Origin of the sequence: Streptomyces sp. TLI_185 (genome assembly GCF_003814765.1) — a bacterium.
In the GTDB taxonomy this organism is placed as follows: domain Bacteria; phylum Actinomycetota; class Actinomycetes; order Streptomycetales; family Streptomycetaceae; genus Streptomyces.
On sequence record NZ_RKRB01000001.1, the window covers coordinates 9,265,734 to 9,283,431 of the forward strand.

Genomic DNA, 17,698 nt, shown 5'->3' on the forward strand with positions numbered 1-17,698 from the left:
AAGGACAACCGCGCATGACATCCCTGCCCGACCACCTCACCCTGCCCAACGGGCAGGTGCTGCCGAACCGGATCATGAAGTCCGCGTTGAGCGAGGCACTCGCCGACAAGCGCAACGCGCCGGACCATCGCCTCCAACGGCTGTACCGGACCTGGAGCCAGGGCGGGTACGGACTGATCGTCACCGGCAACGTCATGGTCGACCGCAACGAGCTCGTCGAGCCGGGCAATGTCGTCATCGAGGACGACAGCTGCATCGATGCGCTCACCCGATGGGCCGCGGCGACCGAGGACTGCGGCATTCCCACCTGGGTGCAGCTCAACCACCCGGGCCGCCAGGCCAATCTGCTTGCACTCGGGCACACACCGGTCGCGCCCAGCCCGGTCGCGCTCAAGCTGCCCGGCGCCACCAGGCCCCGCGAGCTGACGTCCGCGGAGATCGAGGACATCGTCGAGCGGTTCGCGACCGCGGCCGCGGTGTGCGAAGCGGCCGGGTTCTCCGGGGTGCAGGTCCACGGAGCCCATGGCTACCTGGTCTCCCAGTTCCTTTCGCCGCTGTCGAACCGGCGCGACGACGAGTGGGGTGGCGACCCTGAGCGGCGGATGCGGTTCGTTCTCGAGATCGTGCGCCGTATACGGGCACAGGTGTCGCCCGGCTTCGCCGTCGCCATCAAGCTCAACTCGGCCGACTTCCAGCGCGGTGGTTTCACCGAGGAGCAGTCCCACGCTGTCGTCGCGGCTCTCGCGAAGGAAGGACTCGACCTGATCGAGATCAGCGGCGGAAACTACGAGTCTCCGGCGATGACGGGCTGCGCCGCGGCGTCGACGCGCGCCCGCGAAGCGTACTTCCTGGAGTACGCCCGCACGGTGCGCGGCCTGGTGGGTGACATACCGCTGGCGGTCACAGGAGGCTTTCGAAGCCGTGACGCGATGGAGGACGCCGTAGCCAGTGGCGAGTGCGACGTCGTCGGAATGGGCCGGCCCACCGCCACAACGCCTGATGCCGCGGACGTCATCCTCACGGGCCGCGCCGAGGCAGTCGTCGCGCACCAGCTGCGCTATGGCATGCGCCGTGTGCTCGGCAGGATCGCCGATCTCAAGGCGCTCGACGGTGTGCTCGACCTCAGCTGGCACGCCGACCAGCTGCACCGAATGGGCGCCGGCCTCGAACCCGACCTGGGCCGAGGGCGTCTTGCCACCACAGTCTCGCTGTTGCGACGCAACGGCAGGACATCCTTCCGCCGCAAGCGTGGAGCCTGAGGTTCCGTTACGTCAGGATCGCTCGGTGGCTGCTGGGAAGCGCTGATTCTGTTCGGCCTGCAAGCCCGGCAGCGTGCCAAGCCGAACGTGCAGGCCTCGCGCCGGTCGTCTCCATGGACCGGCGCCTGCTGACGGTGATCCCAGGCGTCCAGGCCACGTAACCGCGCTCCGGCCCTTTCGCGTCGCGCAGGGGTCCTGTCCCGTGGGAGACGCTGCCGAGACGGTGAGGGCCCTCAGGACATCCTCACCGTCCGGCCCATGCCGTCCCGTTTGGTCCCGCATGCTCGGGGTGTTGCCGCAGCGGATCCGTAGGCTGGTCGTCAGCGGGAAGGCAGTCGCCTCCCTGCCTCGGCTGCGGCTCCGAAGTAGTCGCCGCCCTTGCGCTTGACGTCGTCCGTGCCCCAGGCCTGCTCGCCGTGGGCGGCCGTATCGCCGTCTCCGTCCGCGTTCTGCCGCAGAGGTGCCCTGACCAGCCGCGGTATGTGCTTCGAGCAGTGGATGTAGGCTTCCTCGACCTCGACCTCCACCCACATCTGGGGTCGCCGGCCGGGTACTGGATCAACGGGCAGGTTCAGATACCTGCGGCGCATGGCCTCGTCGGTGACCAACTGCGCCCGGCCGTTGACATGCAGGCCGATGCGGTCCTGAGAGAAGTCGATCATCAGGATGCCGACGTGCGGGTTCTCCCGGATGTTGCCGAGCGAGGCCATGACCCCGTTCCCGCGGTACTCCGGGTACGCCAGGGTCGCCTCATCGAGTACCCGGAGAAAACCCGGCGGTCCGGCCCGGAATGTGCTGTCGCACTCGCCATGGCTGTCCGCCGTGGCGAGGAAGAACATCTCCTGGCGGGCAACGAACTCCTGCATCTGCGGGTTCAGCCGATCCAGTACCTGCTCGTCGTAGAACCGGTCCGCGCGGCTGAGGGTGCCCAACTCACGCTGTATCTGGTGTTCGCCGTGGCTTCCGGGCCGGTCGACCCGCTCGTCGTGATCCAACGATCCTCCTGACAGCGATTCCTTCAGGGCACCAGCCGAGGAGCGTCACCGGCCGCGTAGGAGAGAGTAGAACAGGTCGCTCGCACAGCCCTTCGAGGGGCAACAGCGGGCCAGGGTCGGCACTTGCAGGGTGGGCTTGAGGGCATCACCGCCCACGCGAAAGGGCGACACGGACCGGTGACCCGGATGAAGCTTGCGGAATGGTCCACGAAAGAGACGAACCCCAGCCGACACGCGGCTGGGGTTCCTCGAGGCGGTGGGTATCGGTCAGCAGGTGGAGTCGCCCACGCCGTAAACCACTGGTCCACGCTTCGGCGGACCGTGCCACATCGCGATCACCGTGGATCGGGCGGGTCAGCGCTGCAGGGTGAGCAGGCCCGGCCGCCACGGCAGCAGGTTGTAGGGGGTGCCGTCCGAGCTGGGGGACCTGCCCTGGTAGAGGAACTGCAGGTTGCAGGGGTCGATGGTCATGGTCTGGTCGGGGTTGTTGCGGACCAGGTCGCCGTGGCTGATGTCGTTGGTCCAGGTGGCGTTGGCGTTGGCCTTGCCCGCGAAGGGGTTGGACTCGGTGGCGGCCTGGGCGGTCCACGGGCCGTTCAGGCTGGAGGCCGTGAAGGAGCGGAAGAAGCGCTGCTCGGTCGCACCCCGCGCCTCGACGATCATGAGGTACTGGTTCTGGCCCTGGACCTTGTAGACCTGCGGCGCCTCGAACAGGTTCTTGACCGTGTCGCTCATGACCGTGGTGTACGACGAGCCGAAGCTGCCCGGGAAGTTCCCGAGCGGCATGGTCGACTTGTAGATGCTGCCGTTGTCACCAGCGAAGAACAGGTACATGTTCTGGCCGTCGGCGATCACGGTCGGGTCGATCGGGGCGGCGCCCGGGATGCTGCCGGTGAACAGTGGCTGCGGGCTGGACCAGCTGTTGGGGTTGGTGGGGTCGCTGGAGGTGCGGTAGAACAAGGGCCACGCACCCCACTGGGACACCAGCACCCAGATGTTCTTGGGCGCGAAGTAGAACACTTGGGGCGCCACCGTGCCCTGGTTCATCCCGGTCTGGGTGGCCGTCGCCATGTCCGACCAGTTCGTGAAGGGAGCGAAGGCCATCGAGCCGTACGAGCCGGACTGGTTGACGGTCGAGCCGTAGACCAGGTGCTTGCCGTTGTACGTCACGGTGGTGAAGTCCTTCAGCGCGACCCACCCGTTGGCCGGCTGCGCCAGCGGACCGGTCGAGCTCCACCGGTACGTCGACGGAAGAGCACACGAGTTGGGCGTACCGGACAGGCCGGTCCACTTCTGGTTGCCGGCGCCGGTGCAGTTCCACAGCTGCACCGCCGTGCCGTTGGCGGTCCCGGCGCCCGAGACGTCCAGGCACAGTCCGGACTCCACGCCGACGACCGTGCCGTCGGTGTTCACCCGCCACTGCTGGTTCGCACCGCCGTTGCAGGACCAGATCTCCACCTTGGTCCCGGCGGTGGTGGCGTGGCCCGGGACGTCCAGGCACTTGCTGCCGTACACGGTCAGCTGGTTGCTGTCCGTCAGCGTCCACTGCTGGTTGCTCGCGCCGTTGCAGTCCCAGATCTGCAGGAACGTGCCGTCGGTCTGACTGGCGCCCGGCACATCCAGACACCGGCCGGAACCGGCACCGCGTAAGGCGCCGCTGGTGGCCGCCTGAGCGGGGGTGGCGACGAGCATCGCCGCCAACGAGACCAGGGCCGCAACCGCGGCGGCGAGCACCACAGACGGATGTCTGCGGCTGAAGCTAAGTCTGTGCATGGGGACCTCGTCATCCTTGAGTAGGCGGTTCCGGTTGGCGCCGTCGGAGACTGTGCGGACTCTCGATGCGGTGCTGCGCTGGCGTTCGCTATCTCGAACGAGGATCGAAGTGTCGAGCAAGCCGGATCATAGGGAACCCGTGAACGGCGTCAATACCTCTCGCGCAATTCGCGAGCAGAAACATTCGCAGACTGAAACCAGGCGGCTTCAAGTTCCGCGGTTGAGCGGGTCTTTGACTGAGTCGCTGAGTGGGGGCGAGGCCCTCGCGCGGGCCGCTCGTGGCGGGCGTGTGCGTGGTGCCGGGTTCCTCGGCCGGGTAGGTGCAGTAGCGGGCCGACCAGGTGCCGACCCTGTCACCGTCCAGGCGGGCCGGCAAGGTGGGGGCGGCCGGAGCGGCCCGCTGCAGCCCGGGCGCCGCGCGAGGTCCGGTCCGCCGTCGGCGGCGAAGCGGGCGATCTGAGCCGCGGAGCGTGCTCCGCCAAGCACGGCGACCGGGCACAGCGAGGGCAGCGTGCGCTCTGCGGTTTTCGGCCAGGCGAACCACCCGCCAAGCAGCACAATCGAGTGACCTGCTCATTTCGCCGAACGAGAACACATCGGCCCTGCCATGCAGACCCCGGCGGGGGCGCTGCCCGGCAAATGGGCGGCGTCCCCGCGCTGCAACCTGAACAGTGACGCCCGGATCAGGTTGGGTCTGCCTCCAGGTCGATTGGGCACCGTGTCTGAAAGGTCCCTGTGCTCTGCTTCGGGGGAACCGGCGGGCAGGGCCGTACGGCCGGGATCCTGTGCGGCCACAGGCCGGCGGCGTGGCTGGCAGCAAGCCACGCCGCCTGCCTGGTGCAGTGGCCGGCGTGCCGGTGGTCGTTCGCGACCGGCCGTCAGAGCGCGACGATCTGCCAGTCCTGGTTGGCGCCGCCGGCGGTCGGCCACTGGATGACGTTGGCGCCGTCTGCCGTGGACGCGTTGGCGACGTCGGCGCACCAGCCGGTGCGGACGTTCACGAGCCGGTAGTAGCCGCTGGTGGTGGAGGGGACCAGCTTCCACCACTGGTTGTCGCTGGCGGAGTCCGTCCGCTGGTCGAGATTCGCGCCCTGGATGGAGCCGCCGGGGCTGTCGAGGACCTTGCCGCTCTTGACGTTGGACAGCCGGTAGGAGCCGTCGGTGTCGGGCAGTAGTTTCCACTGCTGGTTGGTGCCGCCGGTCCAGGGCCACTGGATGACCGAGGCACCGTCGGCGGTCGAGGCGTCCTTGACGTCCATCACCTTGCCGCTGTTGCGGTTGACCAGCTTGAAGGTGCCCAGGTCCGCGGAGAACGGCCGGTCGTAGACCTCCAGGCTGCGGATGGACGCCCATACGGCGGAGGGGAGGCCTGTGACCGTGACCCGGACGTAGCGTGCCTGGGCGCGGAAGAGGGCGACCTGGACCTGGCTGGTGCTGGTGGTGGCGGTCAGGTCGGCCAGCGTGGTCCAGGTGGTGTTGTCGGTGGAGCCCTCGATCCTGTAGCGGTAGTTGGCACCGTCCTTCTCCCAGGCGATGCGGGTGCCGGTCAGGGAGCGGGCGGAGCCGAGGTCGACCTTGAGCCAGTGGCCGGTGCCGCTGTCGTTCGCGCACCAGCGGGTGGAGGTTTCGCCGTCGACAGCCTTGGCCGCGGTGTTGCCCTTGGACGTCTCCTCGCTGTCGGCGGTGGCGGTCCTGCCGGCGGCTATGTCGGCCGGTTGCACGGAGCGGTCCAGCGTGACGCCGACGACGCTGTCCTGGGGGTGGGTGGTGCGGTCGATGCCGGTGATGGCGACCCGGCCGTCACCGTCGACGGTGTAGGACAGGTTGGTGCCGGAGCGTACGTCGAACACGCGGGTGACCTGGGCGTCGCCGATCGGCTGGGTGGTGAAGCCGGTGCTGCTGTAGCCCGGCAGGAGGTGGACGTAGAAGGTCTTGTCCTTGTACGTGTAGCCGTACTGGCCGTCCACGGGGTCCCAAGGGCCGCCGCGGGTGGAGTAGACGGACTGGCCGCAGGCGGTCATGAAGGCGCCGATCTGGCGCAGCAGGCTCGCCTGGCCGGAGGGCACGGTGCCGTGCCGGTCCGGGCCGACGTTGACCATGACGGACATGTTGCGCACCCAGGCGTTGACCAGGATGTTCATGGCGGTGCCGTAACTCATCACTTTGCCGTCGGAGTTGTAGCCCCAGCTGCTGCCGACGCTGAAGACCTTCTCGCTGACCTTGCCGGTGCGGATCGCCCCGGAGGGGACCGAGGAGCCCTCCTCGCTGGCGTAGTCGCCCATCCAGCCGGAGCGGGAGGTGGCGACGATGTTCGGCTGGTGCTTGCGCACCATGCCCATCAGGCCCAGCGGCTTGCCGGCCGAGTCGGTCTCGCCGTAGGTGGCGTCCACCGGCCACTGGTTGGCCGGGTCGCGGAACTGGCCGGGCTCCCAGAAGAACGCGCCGTCGGCATCGGTGCCCTGTTCCGCGATCCAGCCGCCGTCCCACCACAGGTCGTCGATCACGCCGTACTGGGTGACCAGCTCCTTGATCGACTCGTACACCTCGGTCTTCATGATCCGGGCGTTCTCCTTGTGCGCCGGATCGGTGGTGTAACCCCATGGGTTGGTCGCGCAGTTGGTGCCGGTGACGTCGTAGTAGCCGGGGTAGCGCCAGTCGATCGGCGAGTAGTACAGGCCCACCTTCAGCCCCGCTGCCCGCACCGCCGCCACATAGTCCTTCACGAAGTCCCGGCTCAGGGGCGCCTGACCGGAGTTCCAGCTGTTCGGATGGTTCAGCGGCCACAGCGCGAACCCGTCGTGGTGGCGGGTGGTCAGGGTCACGTACTTCGCCCCGAAATCCTTGGCCAACTGCGCCCAGGCCGCCGGGTCGTAGGCGTCCGCCGTGAACTGCTCACTCGTCGCGTCGGTGACGTACTTCTGGTAGTTCGCCGGCGTGATCGGGGCGTTGTGCATCCACCACTCGCCCTTGGCCGGCCCCGAGTAGACGCCCCAGTGGATGAACATCCCCAGTTTGGCGTCCTGCAGCCACTGGACCTTGGAATCAGGCTGCTGCTCAAGGCCCATGTCCGTCTTCGGGATCCGCAGGGGAGGGAGCGGCAGCGGGCTGGCGGTCGCCGCGTAGGCGGGGGTCGCCATCACGGTCGGGCCCACGGCGGCAGCCACGGTCGCCGCCGCCATTCCGGCGAGTACCGAACGACGTGAGAGAGCTCTGGGCACAGTTGTTTCCTCCTGCCCGTTGGTGTTCGGACCGCTTCAGTGTTGGTGACCTGGTCAGCCGACGTGTCCTCGGTCGACGGCCCGACCACCTGCGTGCGGCTGCCTGCTTCCGTGCACACGCCCCTCGCAAGACATCGGATGCATTAAGGGTGATTGGTGAGGTTGTTGTCCAGAGGTGGGGAGAAGTTTCCGTGCTGGCAGACTGGTTGAGGGAGGCGTACTGGAGCACACGGGCCAGTCATCGGATGACTGAGGAGCGTCCATTCGAGACGTCGGGCTGAGGGTGGACGTGTCCGAAGCGTTGACCGGGGCCCTGGCGACCTCTACCGTGCTCGAACGAAAACACACGCATTCGACATTTTCCAACGTCTCGTCAGGTGTGGGCGCAGCGCCCGGACAGCGGCGGATCTGCGTGGTTCGCCTACTACGGCTTCGGCAACCTGCGCAGCCTGCTGGGCTTCATCGCCGTGGTCTACGCGGGCCTGGCCGTCGTCATCGGCGCCCTCTTCCCGCTCATCGCCGCGATCTACCGCATCCGCTACGTCGAACTGCTCAAGTCCATCGGCGGACTGGCCGGGATCGCCTTCGTCACCCGCAGCTCCGAGTCGGTGCTCGCTCCGCTGATGGGCAGGCTCGAAGCGTTCGGCCTCAGCCGGTCCACGACCTCGTTCGTCGTCTCCCTCGGCTACTCCTCCAACACCGACGGCTCCGTCCTCTACCAGGCCGCGCGCCGGTCCTGCTCAACCCCGAGACGATGACGCTGCTGGCCATCGCCGGCGTGGGTGCCGTACAGGATCCGGGCGGCGAGGCCGACCTGCCGGGCTATCTGCCCGCCAACACCTACATCGAGGCCACCAACCGCTTCCTGTTCTCCAAGGACACCGCCACTTTCCTCACCGGCTCTCCCACCGTGAAGGACTTCCGGCTCACCAACGCGGCGGTGCTCGGCGCACTCCTGGACGACAACTCCGTACCGCTGGCGCGGCCCGATCATCGACAAGAACTTCCCGGCCGCCAACGGCAGTTCACAGGAGCAGGGCCTCTTCGGCGTCGCGTACAAGGTCATCAACGGAGGAGAGCCGCACGGCCCGCTCTACACATGGCGCAATTACGACCGTGTCGGCGCCGCCGACGACCCGGGCTACCGCTCGGCCGACGGCACGCCGTTCACCAACGCGGGGAAGGAGGTCACCGACATAGGGGAGTTGGCCCGCAGCCTGGCCCGGCAACCGCTGGACTTCACCGAGCAGTACTTCCCCACCAAACTGGTCACCGACCTCGAACTGGCCACCTCCCCGCAGGTGAAGCAGCTGGTCGTGCACCCCGAGGGGCTCACCGCCAACCCGACGCTGACCGTGCTCGCGGGTGACGGGCTGCTGGCGGGCCGCATCCCGGCCGGGCTGCATCCGGTGGTCGCCGACGGCTACCAGCACCTCGACGTGCTCACCGCGGCCCCCGTGCAGAACAACGGGCGGCCCGAGATCGTCTCCACCCACCTCGCGCAGTTCGCCGGGGAGCCCAAGTAGCCCTGCCCGCACGAGAGACGGGCCCGGCAGGAGCTCCTCCCAGGCCCGTCCCGCGTGTCCGTCCGCTCAGACCTTGGTCGCGGCGAAGGCCGCCGCCGCGTCGGCGTCGGAGGTGTAGCCGAGGTGCGCGAGGACGTCGGTGCCGCCGTTCTCGCAGATGGGGTCGCCCTTGGCACAGAAGTCGATGGTGCGGCTCTGGTAGGTGCCGGTGACGCTCTTGCCCAGGGCCCGGATCGGGTTGCCGAACAGCAGCACCGCCGAGACCCTCGGTTCGAGTGCGGCGGGGATGGTGGCCACGATGGGGCTGCCGACCACCGCGCCGTCGCTGCTGATTCCGATGGAGTTGTCGACGACGTTCGCGCCCTGCGAGTAGCCGACGAGAACGAAACGCTGATTCGGGCAGGCCGCCGCCTGGCTGTTGACGTGATTCACCAGGTCGGCATTGCCCTGCGCGGCCGAGGTGAGGGAAAGGTCCGCTGGGTAATTCACCTTGTAGCTGGTGAGGTTCTTGCCCGTCAGTTTCTTCTGCAGGGCGGAATACACCGGGTCACCGACTATCGCGCCCAGCGTGCCCGGCTCGAAGGTGCCGCGAGCCGCGACGACGTCGATGTCCGAGCAGGTGGCGGCCGATGCCGCTGGTGCCGAGACGGCGGTCAGTCCGGCGGTCCCGCCGACCAGCGAGAGCGCGGCGAGGCACAAGCGAATACGCATGGGGATCCTTTGAGGGTCGGGCGCGTTGCGCGCCTGCGGAAAAGGACGTCCCGAACGTATTCGCTGTTTCTGACGGGGTGTTATGTATGGGAATTCAGAAGTTCTACGGTTTCTTGAGCTGAGGTGAGTCGGCGGGAATTGCCCGCGCCGTCTACACGGAGGGTGTTTCCTGGTCCCGCAGTTCCTCGGCGCGCAGTGCCAGGATGAGGTCCAGGCGGGTGGCGGGGTCGTGCAGGGCGTCCCCGAAGAGCTTCTCCAGCTGGCGCAGGCGGTAGCGGACCGTCTGCGGGTGGATGTGCAGGCGGGCGGCGACATCGGGCACGTTGCTGCCGCTGAGCAGCCAGGCCAGCAGCGTCTCGGCGAGCCGGGGTCGCTGCCCCTCGGTGGCTGTGTCCAGCGGTGCGAGGACCCGCGACTCCAACTGGGCCAGCAGCGGCTCGTCCCCGTGCAGCAGCAGGGTCGAGAGGTGGTCGGCGCAACGCACCACGCCCTGCCGGGGCAGGATCCCGCGTCCCATCAGCCGCAGCGCCCGGGCGGCCCAGCGCAGCGACTGAGCGGCCTCGGTGAGCGGCACCGTCGGGCCGATCGCCGCAGGACGGCCGCGCAGCGTGAGAGTGAACGCACGGCCGCCGAAGCGGCCCGAACCGTCCGGATCGGGCAGCAGCATCCGCGGCGGCCGGGACCCCATGTCCACCAGTGCCCCTGCGCCCGCCAGCGGCCGCTCCTCCTCGCGCTGGTCCGCCGGGGCCGCGAGCGCGACGACCGCGACCTGCCGGGGCACCGACCAGCGGGCGCCGTGCGCGAGATCCTGCACGGCCTCCAACGACACCGGCCCCTCGCCAAGGAGCAGTTCGAGCAGGCGCCTGCGCCGCCGCTCCAGCTCGTCCGTGCTGCGCAGCCGCCCCTCCGCGTAGCCGGCCGCGGCCGCCTCGGCCACCTCGTGCACGGTCCGGAACGCGAGCTCGCCCAGCGCCGCCACCACCGCCGAGTCCAGCCCCAACTCCTCGGCTGTCCGGCCCATCAGCCGCCAGGCATGCATCCCTCCGATCCGCAGCGCGGACTGCAGGGCGTCCAGACTGCGGTTCTCCCGGGCCACGCCGCGCCCGAGTTCGTAGTACGTCGAGGCGATCGCGTCGCTGCGGCCGCGCGCGTCGGCGATGTGGTCGACGAACAGGGTCAGCGCCTGCACCACCCCGGCCCGCAGGTTCCTGGCGTACATGCCGTCCGCGGGGCCCGCGTACTCGGGAACCTGTCTGCGGACCTCGTCCTCGACCTCGTCGGCGACCGCCTCCAGCTGGGCACGCAGCAGCTCGGCGAGGCCGGCCGGCACGGAGGGGGAGACCGGACCGGCAGGCTCGCCGTGCGGGGTGGGGACGGCCATCGCGGACGCTCCTTTCCACCGGAACCGGCTCACCCGCGGAGTGTTTCCCGTGGGGCGAGGGGCAAGTCCTGTGTTGGACGGACGTCCCCTGCGCTCCGTTCCGTGCCCCGACGGCACCGACATCACTCCGGCAGCCCGAGTGCACCGGCGAGCATCGGCCACGACGCGGCGAACTGCGGTTTCCAGTACGCCCAGCTGTGTCCTCCTCCTGCGTAGAAGTGGGTGGTGACCGCGATGCCCAGGCGGGCGAGGGTGTCGGTGAAGCTGTGGGCGGAGGGCCACAGGGCGCTCTCCAGCGCCTCGGGAAGCCAGTCGCCACTCCCGCCGACCACGCCGCTGCCGTTGGAGACGTACAGAGGAGTCCCGCGCAAGCCCGCGGCGCGGGCCCGCGGGTTGAAGTTCCGCCAGGTCAGGAGGTTCAGGACTGGGTTGCCCCACAGGGAGAGGGGCGCAAGGTTCTCGCGGGCCACGATGGCGTCGACGAGGGTGGGCACGCCGGGCGCGGTGGTGTCGAGGATGCCGCTGTAGGAAGCCGCGGCGGTGAACGCGCCCGGATGGCGGGCCGCGTGCGCCATGGCGCCGTAGCCGCCGGTGGAGACCCCGGCGACCGCCCGCACCCCGGAGGCCCGGTAGTCGCGCTTCAGCATCGCCGGGACCTCGGTGAGCTGGAACGTCTCGTAGTCGGGGCCGCTCAGCCACGCCGTGGGAATGCCGGTGGGGCCGCCGTCCGGCATGGCCACGATCAGGTCCCGGCCCTCGGTGAAGGCCTCGATGTCGGTCTCACGGGTCCAGGACGTGTAGTCGTCGTGGGCGCCGTGCAGCAGATACAGCACGGGATAGGTCCGGCCCGTCTGCGTGTCGAAGTCCGACGGCAGGATCAGCCGCACCGGGGCGCTGCGGCCCAGGGCGGCGGAGGCCACGGACACGTCGAAGGTGCGCGGACCCAGCTGGGTCGCGGCCCGTGCGGTGCGGGCGGCGGCCCCGAACAGGGCGGCCAGACCGGCGCTCGCCGCGGCCCTGGTGACGGTGCGCCGGGACACTCCGGTGCTGCGGTGGGGGTGGGGCATGGCGGCTCCTAGGGCTCCGGGATCAGCGGGTCGGCTCGGCGAGCTCGCGCCGCAGCCGGGCGGCGATCTCGTCGATGTGCGGCGGGTCGAGGAGCGACAGATGGTGGCCGCCGACCCGTACGACCGACAGGCGCGGGCACACCTCGTCCCAGCCGAGCGCCTCGTCGTCCCGCTCGTAGGCCGCGTCGCGCACGGTGTGCGGGGCGCGCTCGCCGGCCCGGTACAGGACCACGCGCCCGTCGTAGCGGCCCGGCCGGTGGGCCTCGCCGATCCTCAGGTCCAGGTAGGAGGAGCGCTGGTGCTCCAGGACGGCGGCGGGCAGCTCGGCGGCCTCGCGCAGGGCCCGCAGCACGGTGTCGATGCGCTCGCCGTCGTCGTCCATCGCCACCAGTTCGTCGTACGGCAGCTCCAGCCGGACCCCGTAGGTGTCGGCGACATGCCCGGCGAAGCCCGTGAAGTGGGCGCGGATCGGGTCCTCCGGCGTCTGCCCGGGCCGGGGCAGGGGCCGTACGGAGTCGATGAGCACGACCAGCTCCACCTCCCGCCCGGCGGCGGTGAGCTGCCGCGCGGTCTCCTGCGCGACGAACCCGCCGAAGGACCAACCACCCAGCACGCAGGGCCCGTTGGGTTGGGCGGTGGCGATGACCTCGGCGTAGCGGCTCGCCTTCTCGCTCACCGTAGTGGCCTGTTCGAGCCGCTCCAGCCCGTACACCGGCCGGTCGTTTCCGAGCCGCTCCGCCAGCGGCCGGTAGACATCGGTGGTGCTGCCCGCGGCGTGGACGAGGAACAGCGGCGGGCGGGAGCCGCCGGCCCGCAGAGTACGCAGCGGCGAGCCGTCCCCGGCCGGGAGCGCTTGCCGGATGCGCTCGGCGAGTTGCTCGACCGTGGGGGTGCCGAGCACATCGCGCAGCTGCAGTGCGACGCCGAACTCGCGCTCCAGGGCGGTACGGATACGCACGGCCATCAAGGAGTCCAGGCCGAGGTCGGCCAGCGCGGTGGCGGGGGTGACACGGCCCGGCGCGTGCCCCGTGACGGCGGCGATGTGGTGGCACAGACGGGCGGGGACGGAGGTGTCCTGCGGCGCGGGGGCCTGCTCCTCGGGCACGGCGGCGGGGGTGGTCGTCGCCGCCCGCCCGTCCGTCCACCAGTGCCGCACGTGCCGCCAGCGTGGCGCGGGCAGATCGATGACGCGACCGGACGGCAACGGCAGGCCCAGGCCCGCCGCATACAGGGCACCCAACTGGCCCAGGAACGCGGCGCCGTCGTCGGCGTCGCGGTGCAGTGTGCCGAGGGCGAGAGCGCCCGGCGCTGTGTCGGTGACGGCCCGGGCCAGCACCGGGTGCGGTGAGATCTCCACGAAGGCGGTGTGGCCGTCGGCCGCGGCAGCCGCGACGGCCCGGTCCAGACGCACCGGCCGCCGAAGGTTCGCGGCCCAGTGCCCGGCGTCGAAGGTGCAGTCGCCGCGGGGGTCGTCGAGGACGGTGGAGTAGACGGGGATGCGCGGCCGTCTGCCCTGGATGCCGGACAGGGAGTCGATCAACTCCGGTAACAGGTAATCGACTTGGGGTGAGTGTCCGGCGCCGGCCACCCGCATGGCGCGGGCTGCCCGCCCTTCCTCCTCCAGTCGCCGCACGAGCCGCGCCACCGCAGCCTCCTCGCCGGTGACCACTTTCTGGCCGGGGGAGGAGTGCACGGCGACATGGACAGCGGGGAAGTCCCGTTGCAGGGCGTCGAGTTCACCGTCCTCGACGTCGACGACCGCCATGGCGCCGCCCCGAAGCCGAGCGAGCAGCCGGGCCCGTACGGCCACGATCCGCGCCGCGTCGGGCACGTCCAGGGCGCCTGCGCACACCGCGGCGGCGACCTCGCCCATGGAGTGACCGATGACGGCGGCGGGCTCGACACCGTAGGAGCGCCACAGCTCGGCGAGGGCGACCTGGAGGCCGAACAGAACCGGCTGGGCGACCTCCAGCAACTCCAGGCCCTCGCCGGAGGCAAGGTGGTCGTACAGGGACAGCCCGCACTCGGGGGCGAGTTGGGCGTCGATCTTCTCCACGGCGGAGGCGAACCCGGGCTCCTCGGCCAGCAGCCGGCGCCCCATGCCGGCCCACTGGCTGCCGTACCCGGAGAACACCCACACCGGGCCGCGCCTGACGAGATCACCCTCGCCGGTCAGGACCCGTGCGTGAGGACGGCCCAGTGCCAACGCGCCCAGTGCGTCGGCGAGTTCACCGCGATCAGCGGCGGCGACGGCGGCCCGCACGGGGCCACGGCCGGTCCGCCCGGCGAGTGTGCGGGCGATGTCGGCGGGGCGCGCGATGCCTGCCTCGGACGTGCGGAGCCAGTCCGCCAGCCGGGAGGCGGTGTCCCGCAGGCGCTCGGAATCGACGTCGGAGAGGAGATGAAGGCGGGCCGCCGGGTCCTCGACGGGGGGCGGTGACAGGACTGCGGGCCGCCATTCCTCCAGCACCGCATGGGCGTTGGTGCCACCGAAGCCGAACCCGGAGACCCCGGCGGAGGCCGTGCCGCCGTAGCGCGGCCAGGGCTCGGGCTCGGTCACCACTCGCAGCAGTGCGTCGCCCGAAGAACTGCTCTCCGCGCAGTGCAAGGACGGCGGAAGAACGTCGTGGTGCAGCGCGAGCACCGTCTTGACCAGCCCGGCGATACCCGCGGCCGACTCCAGATGACCCAGGTTGCCCTTGACCGAGCCCAGCAGCAGCGGCTGGTCGGGGTCACGGCCCGCACCGAGGACGGCGCCGAGCGCGCCCGCCTCGATCGGGTCGCCCAGCGGGGTGCCGGTGCCGTGGGCCTCGACGTAGTCGATGGCCGACGGGTCGAGCCCGGCCCGTGCGTAGGAGGTTGCCAACAGGGCTTGCTGGCTTACGGGGTTGGGTGCCAGGAGGCCGTTGGAGCGGCCGTCGGAGTTGACTGCCGTGGCGCGGATCACGGCGAGCACGCGGTCGCCGTCGCGTTCGGAGTCGGACAGCCGTTTCAGGAGCACGGCTGCGCAGCCCTCGCCGCGGCCGATGCCGTCGGCTGCCGCCGAGAACGGCTTGCACCGCCCGTCCGGCGCCAGCGCCCCGGCCCGCTCGAAGGCGACGCCGATGGTGGGGGAGAGCAGCACGTTGACCCCCGCGGCGATCGCCATACCGCTCTCGCCCGTGCGCAGGCTGACGCACGCGTGGTGCACGGCCACCAGCGAGGAGGAACACGCGGTGTCCACGGCCATGCTCGGCCCACGGGTGTCCAGCACATACGCCACCCGGCCCGCGGTCACACTCAGCGCCGCGCCCGCCGGGGCCCACGGATCGACGGCGCCCGCGTCGGCGCCGGTGAGCCGGCCGTACTCGGGGGCCGAGACACCGACGAAGACACCGGTGTCACTGCCGGCGAGCGAAGCGGCCGGGACGGAGGCATGGTCGAGGGTCTCGTGGACGACCTCCAGGAGGATCCGCTGCTGCGGGTCCATCACCGCGGCCTCGCGCGGAGTGATCCGGAAGAAGTCGGCGTCGAAGCCTGCGATGTCGTCGAGGTAGCCGCCGTACAAGGGCGCGTCGGCGGGCGGAAAGGCGGTGAAGTCCCGCCACCGGTCCTCCGGCACCCGCCGGATCGCATCGACACCCTCGCTCAGCAGCCGCCAGTAGTCGCCCGGCCCGTGCACGCCCCCGGGCAGTCGGCAGCCGACCCCGATGACGGCGACGGGCTCGCCGAAGCCGGTGGAGGCGGGCGCCGGTCGGGCCAGGGCCGAGACCTCCGCCTCGTCAGCGGACAGGCGGGCCACCAGCGCATCGCCGGTAGGCGCTTCCCACAGCAGAGTCGCCGGCAGTTCCCGCCCCACGAGCCGGGACAACTCCCCGGCCAGGACCACCGCGTCCCGCGAGGCCATGCCGAGGTCCGCCAACGGCCGGTCCATCGGGACGGCCTCGGGGACGGACCCGGTCCACTCGGCCACCCGCTCCGCAATCAGTCGGCGCATCGCGCCCGCGCCGGCCGCTGTCACCGCCCACGCTCCGCGGTGTAGGCGCCCTCCAGGTACCGCTGACGGGTCAGCGCCCGCGACACCTTGCCGCTGGAGGTGCGGGGCACCGCGCCCGGTGCCACGAGGACCACCTCGGCCAGCCGCAGTCCGTGCCGGTCCGAGACGGCGGCTCGCACGGCGCGTGTGAGGGCCGGTACGTCGATCTCGTCGAGGCTCGTGACCCGCACGTGCTCGGCCACCACGACCACCCGCTCACCCGCATCGCCCGGCACGCCGAAGGCGGCCAGCCGGTCCCGTCGCACGGCCGGATGCGCGTCCTGGACCGTGGCCTCCACGTCCTGCGGATAGTGGTTGCGGCCGTCGACGACGATGAGGTCCTTGAGCCGGCCGGTGACGATCAGCTGCCCGTCCAGCACGGTGCCCAGATCACCCGTGCGCAGCCAGCCGCCGGGCCCCGCGTCCCACTCGGCGCCGAAGACGAGCCGGGTCTGCCGCTCCTGATTCCAGTAGCCGCGGCCGACGTTGGGACCCTGCACCCGGATCTCCCCGACCTCCCCCTCGGACATCACGGCCCCGGACGCGGGATCGACGATGCGCACCCGCTGGCTCGCCGGAGTGCCGCAGCCCGCCAGCAGTACCGCCCGGGGATCCTCGGGCCGTGCAGGCAGGGCCTTCCCGGAGGCGAGGGCGTCACGGTCGAGCGCGAACCGGCACAGCGGCTCTCCTGGCCGGGCCGCGCTCACGAAGACGGTTGCCTCGGCCAGCCCGTACGAGGGGCAGTGGACGTCCGGCGACAGCCCCTGTGCGGCGAAGGCGGCGTGGAAGCGGTCGACCGTGCCCGGGCGGACCGGCTCACTGCCGTTGATCAGCGCGGCGATCCCGTCCAGCCGTAGATCCGCCTTCTGTTCGTCGGTGACGGCGGAGGCGCAGTAGTCGTAGGCGAAGTTGGGCGCCGCGCTCAGCGCACGCGGATGCGCGGCGAGCAGCCGCAGCCAGCGCGCGGGCTCGTGCAGGAACGCGGCCGGCTCCATGAGCACCGACAGCAGACCGCGCACCACCGGGGCGGCGACACTGAGGACCAGCCCCATGTCGTGGTACAGCGGCAGCCAGCCCACACAGGTCACCGGGTGGGCGTCCGCACCGTAGGCGGTCAGCGCCTGACGGGCGTTGGCGACCACGTTGCCATGGGTGATCTCCACGCCTGCCGGGGTGCGGGTCGAGCCGGAGGTGTACTGCAGATAGGCGATCTCCGCAGCGTCCGGCACGACCGGCTGCCAGTCTCCGGCGGCGGCGTCGGACACCTGATCGGCGGCGACGATCCGTACCGACGTGCCGTCACAGAAGTCCCGCACCTCGTCCAGGCGGCGGCTCGTCGTCACGGCGACCTGCGGACGTGCGTCGGCAAACACGGCCGAGAGACGGTCGGCGTGCCCCGGCAGGCCGGGCGGACACAGCGGCACGGCGACCAGGCCGGCGGCGAGCGCCGCCAGGAAGGCGGTGGCGTACTCCGTGCCCTGCGGGCACAGCAGCGCCACCCGCGCCCCGGGCTCGGCCTCCTCGGCGAGCCGGGCGGCCAGCGCCCGCACCCGCAGCTCAAGGCGCCGCCAGGTCAGGGTGCGGTGGACACCGCGCGAGTCGGGGGCGGGATGGTCGACGAAGGTGAACGCCCGTCGGTCGGGGGTGGTGTCGGCCCAGTGCCGCACGTACTCCGGCAGACTCCGGAACGCGGGCGCGAGCGGGGGGCGGCGGCTGTCCATGGGGCATGGCTCCAAACGTCGCGGGGTACGGC

10 protein-coding genes and 1 pseudogene are annotated in these 17,698 nt (G+C 70.9%); 3 read left to right on the top strand and 8 right to left on the bottom strand.

Going from position 1 to position 17,698, the window contains the following annotated elements:
* The first annotated feature begins 14 nt into the window (after positions 1–14).
* The gene (locus tag EDD92_RS42535; RefSeq protein WP_123969210.1) at positions 15–1,259 is read left to right on the top strand and encodes an NADH:flavin oxidoreductase/NADH oxidase family protein; all 1,245 of its coding nucleotides are present in this window, start codon (positions 15–17) and stop codon (positions 1,257–1,259) included.
* A 320-nt stretch (positions 1,260–1,579) separates the two neighbouring features.
* Here EDD92_RS42535 and EDD92_RS42540 read toward each other — a convergent pair whose 3' ends face one another.
* The 3 genes from EDD92_RS42540 to EDD92_RS42550 all read right to left on the bottom strand — a co-directional run bounded on the left by EDD92_RS42540 (position 1,580) and on the right by EDD92_RS42550 (position 7,245).
* The gene (locus tag EDD92_RS42540) at positions 1,580–2,254 is read right to left on the bottom strand and encodes a pyridoxamine 5'-phosphate oxidase family protein (protein ID WP_185124310.1); all 675 of its coding nucleotides are present in this window, start codon (positions 2,252–2,254) and stop codon (positions 1,580–1,582) included.
* 354 nt (positions 2,255–2,608) lie between these two features.
* Positions 2,609–4,027 (bottom strand): non-reducing end alpha-L-arabinofuranosidase family hydrolase, encoded by a 1,419-nt coding sequence (locus EDD92_RS42545; protein ID WP_185124311.1) that lies wholly within the window; start codon positions 4,025–4,027, stop codon positions 2,609–2,611.
* 878 nt (positions 4,028–4,905) lie between these two features.
* Positions 4,906–7,245: an alpha-L-fucosidase gene (locus EDD92_RS42550; protein ID WP_123969211.1), complete on the bottom strand. Its 2,340-nt coding sequence runs from the start codon at positions 7,243–7,245 to the stop codon at positions 4,906–4,908.
* Between the two features lie 467 nt (positions 7,246–7,712).
* On the opposite strand from EDD92_RS42550, the gene EDD92_RS52580 reads away from it, so the two are divergent.
* Both EDD92_RS52580 and EDD92_RS42555 read left to right on the top strand, forming a co-directional pair.
* A complete protein-coding gene (locus EDD92_RS52580; RefSeq protein ID WP_399185540.1) occupies positions 7,713–8,003 on the top strand; it encodes a cation:dicarboxylate symporter family transporter in 291 nt (96 codons plus the stop codon).
* Positions 7,973–8,771 (top strand): annotated as a pseudogene (locus EDD92_RS42555) (hypothetical protein); the annotation flags it as partial. The gene EDD92_RS52580 and the pseudogene EDD92_RS42555, both read left to right, overlap by 31 nt.
* A 66-nt stretch (positions 8,772–8,837) precedes the next feature.
* Here EDD92_RS42555 and EDD92_RS42560 read toward each other — a convergent pair.
* From EDD92_RS42560 to EDD92_RS42580, 5 genes are all read right to left on the bottom strand, one after another.
* On the bottom strand, positions 8,838–9,482 hold the full coding sequence (locus EDD92_RS42560) for a cutinase family protein (protein ID WP_123969212.1): 645 nt from the start codon (positions 9,480–9,482) through the stop codon (positions 8,838–8,840).
* Between the two features lie 151 nt (positions 9,483–9,633).
* Complete coding sequence (locus EDD92_RS42565) at positions 9,634–10,863, bottom strand: CdaR family transcriptional regulator (RefSeq protein WP_123969213.1); 1,230 nt, start codon at positions 10,861–10,863, stop codon at positions 9,634–9,636.
* A gap of 122 nt (positions 10,864–10,985) precedes the next feature.
* The gene (locus tag EDD92_RS42570) at positions 10,986–11,930 is read right to left on the bottom strand and encodes an alpha/beta hydrolase family protein (protein ID WP_123969214.1); all 945 of its coding nucleotides are present in this window, start codon (positions 11,928–11,930) and stop codon (positions 10,986–10,988) included.
* A 22-nt stretch (positions 11,931–11,952) separates the two neighbouring features.
* Positions 11,953–15,930: a beta-ketoacyl synthase N-terminal-like domain-containing protein gene (locus EDD92_RS42575; protein WP_260327161.1), complete on the bottom strand. Its 3,978-nt coding sequence runs from the start codon at positions 15,928–15,930 to the stop codon at positions 11,953–11,955.
* Positions 15,927–17,666 carry a fatty acyl-AMP ligase gene (locus tag EDD92_RS42580; protein WP_123969215.1) on the bottom strand — a complete coding sequence of 580 codons (1,740 nt, stop codon included), beginning with the start codon at positions 17,664–17,666 and terminating at the stop codon, positions 15,927–15,929. Before EDD92_RS42580 ends, EDD92_RS42575 begins: the two co-directional genes overlap by 4 nt.
* Positions 17,667–17,698 lie beyond the last annotated feature (32 nt).

Excerpts from the sequence above, each read along its gene's own strand:
- EDD92_RS42565 (WP_123969213.1), bottom strand. The coding sequence starts at position 10,863 with ATGGCCGTCCCCACCCCGCACGGCGAGCCTGCCGGTCCGGTCTCCCCC.
- EDD92_RS42570 (WP_123969214.1), bottom strand. The coding sequence starts at position 11,930 with ATGCCCCACCCCCACCGCAGCACCGGAGTGTCCCGGCGCACCGTCACC.
- EDD92_RS42535 (WP_123969210.1), top strand. The coding sequence starts at position 15 with ATGACATCCCTGCCCGACCACCTCACCCTGCCCAACGGGCAGGTGCTG.
- EDD92_RS42545 (WP_185124311.1), bottom strand. The coding sequence starts at position 4,027 with ATGCACAGACTTAGCTTCAGCCGCAGACATCCGTCTGTGGTGCTCGCC.
- EDD92_RS42580 (WP_123969215.1), bottom strand. The coding sequence starts at position 17,666 with ATGGACAGCCGCCGCCCCCCGCTCGCGCCCGCGTTCCGGAGTCTGCCG.
- EDD92_RS42560 (WP_123969212.1), bottom strand. The coding sequence starts at position 9,482 with ATGCGTATTCGCTTGTGCCTCGCCGCGCTCTCGCTGGTCGGCGGGACC.